This window comes from Actinomycetota bacterium, from assembly GCA_036280995.1.
In the GTDB taxonomy this organism is placed as follows: Bacteria; Actinomycetota; CALGFH01; order CALGFH01; family CALGFH01; genus CALGFH01.
Window position 1 is genome coordinate 1 of the sequence record DASUPQ010000872.1, and the last position, 3,181, is coordinate 3,181.

At 72.2% G+C, this 3,181-nt stretch carries 5 protein-coding genes; 3 read left to right on the plus strand and 2 right to left on the minus strand.

The genetic code is table 11. From position 1 onward, the window contains the following. Positions 1–2 precede the first annotated feature (2 nt). Genes VF468_29245 through VF468_29255 form a run of 3 tightly spaced genes read left to right on the plus strand, consistent with a single transcriptional unit; the run spans position 3 to position 2,538 of the window. Positions 3–821: a helix-turn-helix transcriptional regulator gene (locus VF468_29245; protein ID HEX5882373.1), complete on the plus strand. Its 819-nt coding sequence runs from the start codon at positions 3–5 to the stop codon at positions 819–821. A 44-nt stretch (positions 822–865) separates the two neighbouring features. Then, positions 866–1,690 carry an SAM-dependent methyltransferase gene (locus tag VF468_29250; GenBank protein HEX5882374.1) on the plus strand — a complete coding sequence of 275 codons (825 nt, stop codon included), beginning with the start codon at positions 866–868 and terminating at the stop codon, positions 1,688–1,690. Beyond that, positions 1,681–2,538 (plus strand): hypothetical protein, encoded by an 858-nt coding sequence (locus tag VF468_29255; protein ID HEX5882375.1) that lies wholly within the window; start codon positions 1,681–1,683, stop codon positions 2,536–2,538. Before VF468_29250 ends, VF468_29255 begins: the two co-directional genes overlap by 10 nt. Before the next feature lie 29 nt (positions 2,539–2,567). On the opposite strand, the gene VF468_29260 is transcribed toward VF468_29255, so the two are convergent. Both VF468_29260 and VF468_29265 read right to left on the minus strand, forming a co-directional pair. After that, the gene (locus VF468_29260; GenBank protein HEX5882376.1) at positions 2,568–2,846 is read right to left on the minus strand and encodes a hypothetical protein; all 279 of its coding nucleotides are present in this window, start codon (positions 2,844–2,846) and stop codon (positions 2,568–2,570) included. Between the two features lie 90 nt (positions 2,847–2,936). Next, the coding region (locus VF468_29265) for an IS110 family transposase (protein HEX5882377.1) at positions 2,937–3,181 on the minus strand (245 nt) is incomplete at its 5' end.

The following is a 3,181-nucleotide window of genomic DNA, read 5'->3' on the forward strand; positions in this document are numbered from 1 at the left end:
TGGTGGGGGCGAGGCTGCGCCGGTTGCGGACCGAGCTGGGCCTGAGCCGGGACGAGGCCGCCGAGTCCATCCGGGCCTCGGAATGGAAGATCCACCGGCTCGAGAACGGCCAGGTCGGCTTCAAAGAACGCGACATCATCGACCTGCTGCGCCGCTACCAGGTCACCGACCCGGCCGAGGTCGCCGACTTCCTCGCCCTGGCCCGCGAGGCCAACGCCCCCGGCTGGTGGCAGCACTACGGCGACGTCCTCCCCCAATGGTTCCGGACCTATGTCGACCTGGAGTCGGCGGCGTCGCTGATCCGGACCTATGAGGGCCAGTTCGTCCCCGGGCTGTTGCAGACCGACGGCTACATGCGGGCGGTGGTCCGCGGCGCCCACCTGGAGGACTCGGCCGAGGAGGTGGGCCGGCGGGTGCGGCTGCGCATGGCCCGCCAGATCCTGTTGACCCGGGAGGCCCCGCCGCGGTTGTGGGCGGTGGTCGATGAGGCCGCCCTGCGCCGGCCCGTGGGGGGCCGGGAGGTCATGCGGGGCCAGCTGGAACGGCTGGTCGAGGCGACCAAGCTGGCCAACGTCACCCTCCAGATCCTCCCCTTCGACTCCGGCGCCCATGCCGCCATGGCGGGCGCGTTCAGCGTGCTGCGGTTCCCCGACCGGGAGCTGCCCGACGTGGTCTACCTGGAGCACCTGACCAGCGCCCTGTACCTGGACAAGCGTGACGAGGTCGAGCGGTACCTGAACGTCATGGAGGTCCTCTGCGTCGAGAGCGAGCCTCCGGCGAGGACCGTCGAGCTCCTGACCGGCATCCTGGACGAGCTGTAGCTGCTAGGCTGCAACTCCCCTGCGTCGCTGGCGAGCTGAGGACCGTGGCCGACAACTGGACCACCACGATCAACACGGGCGTGCCGAACCCGGCCCGCATCTACGACTATCTCCTGGGCGGCAAGGACAACTTCCCGGCCGACCGCGACGTGGCCGAGCAGCTCCTCGCCATCGCCCCGGTCGCCCGGGACGTGGTCAGGGACAACCGGGCGTTCCTCCGCCGGGCCGTCCGCTTCCTGACCTCCGAGGCCGGGATCCGGCAGTTCATCGACCTCGGCAGCGGCCTGCCGACCCAGGGCAACGTCCACGAGGTCGCCCAGGCCGACGCCGCCGACGCGCGCGTGGTCTACGTCGACAACGACGCCATGGTGGTGACCCACAGCCGCGCGCTGCTGGCCGGTGACAACACCGTCGCCGTCCAGGCCGACCTCCGGGAGCCGGAGCGCATCCTGGCCCACCCGGAGGTCCGGCAGCTGATCGACTTCGATCAGCCGGTCGCCCTGCTGCTCATGGCGATTCTGCACTTCGTCCCCGACGACGAGGACCCCTTCGGGATCGTGGCCCGGTTCCGGGACGCCCTGCCGGCCGGCAGCTACCTGGCCATCTCCCACGGCACCAGGGACATCCCGGCGCGGCCGGACATGTCTCCGGAGGAGATGACCGAGATGGGGACCAAGGTCGAGCGGCTGTACCAGCTGACCACCGCGTCGCTGGTGACCCGCACCCACGCCGAGGTCGAGCGGTTCTTCGACGGCCTCGACCTGCTCGACCCCGGCGTGGTCGAGATCCAGCGGTGGAGGCCCGACGGCCGGCGCCCGATGCTGCCGGGCGGGTTCTACGGCGGGGTCGGCCGCAAGCCATGGGGGTGATCGTCCTCTGCATCGTGATGGTGGCCGCCGGACTGCTCGCGATCGCCCGCTGGGGCGCCATGGCGGTCCAGCCGCCGCCCACGCCGGCAGGGTACGAGCCCGGCCCGGACGGCCGCCCGCCCGTCGGCCTCGTCGTGCGCCGCTACCTCTGGTACCTGACCCTGGCCGTCAGCGCGGGCGCCGCCGCCGGCCTGCTGGCCGCCGGAGCCGGCGGGCGGCTGGTGATGCGGCTGCTGGCGGTGACGGCCGGGCCCGGCGCGCAGGGACGGATCACCGAGGCCGACCAGGTCGTGGGGCGCATCAGCGTCGACGGCACGCTCGGGTTCATCATCTTCACCGGCCTGCTCTTCGGGGCGGCCTCGGGAGCCGCCTACCTGGTGCTGCGGCGCTGGCTGCCCGCCGGGCGGGCCGGTGGCGCCGTCTTCGGCGCCCTGCTCCTGGTCCTGGCCGGCGTCCGGCTGGAGCCCCTGCGCCCGGGCAACCCCGACTTCGACCTGGTGGGGCCGGGATGGGTGTCGGTGGCCGCCTTCACCGCGCTGGTGCTCTTCCACGGCATGCTGGTCGCCGCCCTGGCCGGCCGGCTCAGCCGGTCGATCCCGCTGCTCGCCCCCACCGCTCCCGCCATCGCCGCCCACCTGCCGCTGCTGCTGCTCGCGCTGGGCTCGGTCGCCCTGGTGGCGGCCATGGTCGGCGCCGTGGCCGTGCTGGCCAGTCAGATCCCGGCCGTGGTCGCTGCCTGGCGCGACCAGCGCGCGCTGACGGCCGGGCGGGTGGTCCTTGGTCTGGTTGCCCTGGTGGCCCTTCCCAGCTTCGCCTCGGCCGTCGTCGACATCCTGGGCCGGCCGTAGGGTGATGGGCAGGGACGGATCGAGCCGCGTTAGCCCGACGCCCCGGCTCGGCCGGCGAGCCACACACGGAAGTGGTCGAGGATCTCGATCGGCGGCCGCTGGAGCGCGGGTGCGACGCTGTGCGCCACTTCCCGGAGCAGCACGATGCTCGCCATGGCGACGTCGTTGGTCGGGATGCTGCAGAGCCTGGCCAGCATCTGGTCGGTGCTGACGAGCTGTCCGCCGTCCAGCCGCCAGGCGAGGGTGACGAGTAGCTGGGCTGCCTCGTGCTCGGTTGGGGTGAGGAGGTTGTCATGCGACGCGGGCATGCCTTGTCCCTCCTGGCCTGGAGCCGCTGTCCGGCCGGATCTGCGCATGCTATGCCACGGTCGGCGACCTCCTGAAAGGAGAATCCCCCGTCATGCGGCGAGGGGTTCGAGGGTGACCTGGTAGCCGAGGGCCTGGAGCTGGGCGACGGCTCGCTGGCGAGAACGGTGGGCGTCGCGGCGGACAAAGTAGTCGCCACCCAGATCAGCGTAGTCACAGTCGTCGGTGAGCAGGTACCAGGCGATCACCAGGATCGAGTGGCCCACGGCCATGGCCGCCTTCTTCTTGCCGATGCGGCGGGCCAGCCGCCAGTACTGGGCGGCCAGATAGGTGTCGC

Coding starts and splice junctions, on each gene's coding strand:
- VF468_29260 (HEX5882376.1), bottom strand. CDS start 2,846: ATGCCCGCGTCGCATGACAACCTCCTCACCCCAACCGAGCACGAGGCA.
- VF468_29255 (HEX5882375.1), top strand. CDS start 1,681: ATGGGGGTGATCGTCCTCTGCATCGTGATGGTGGCCGCCGGACTGCTC.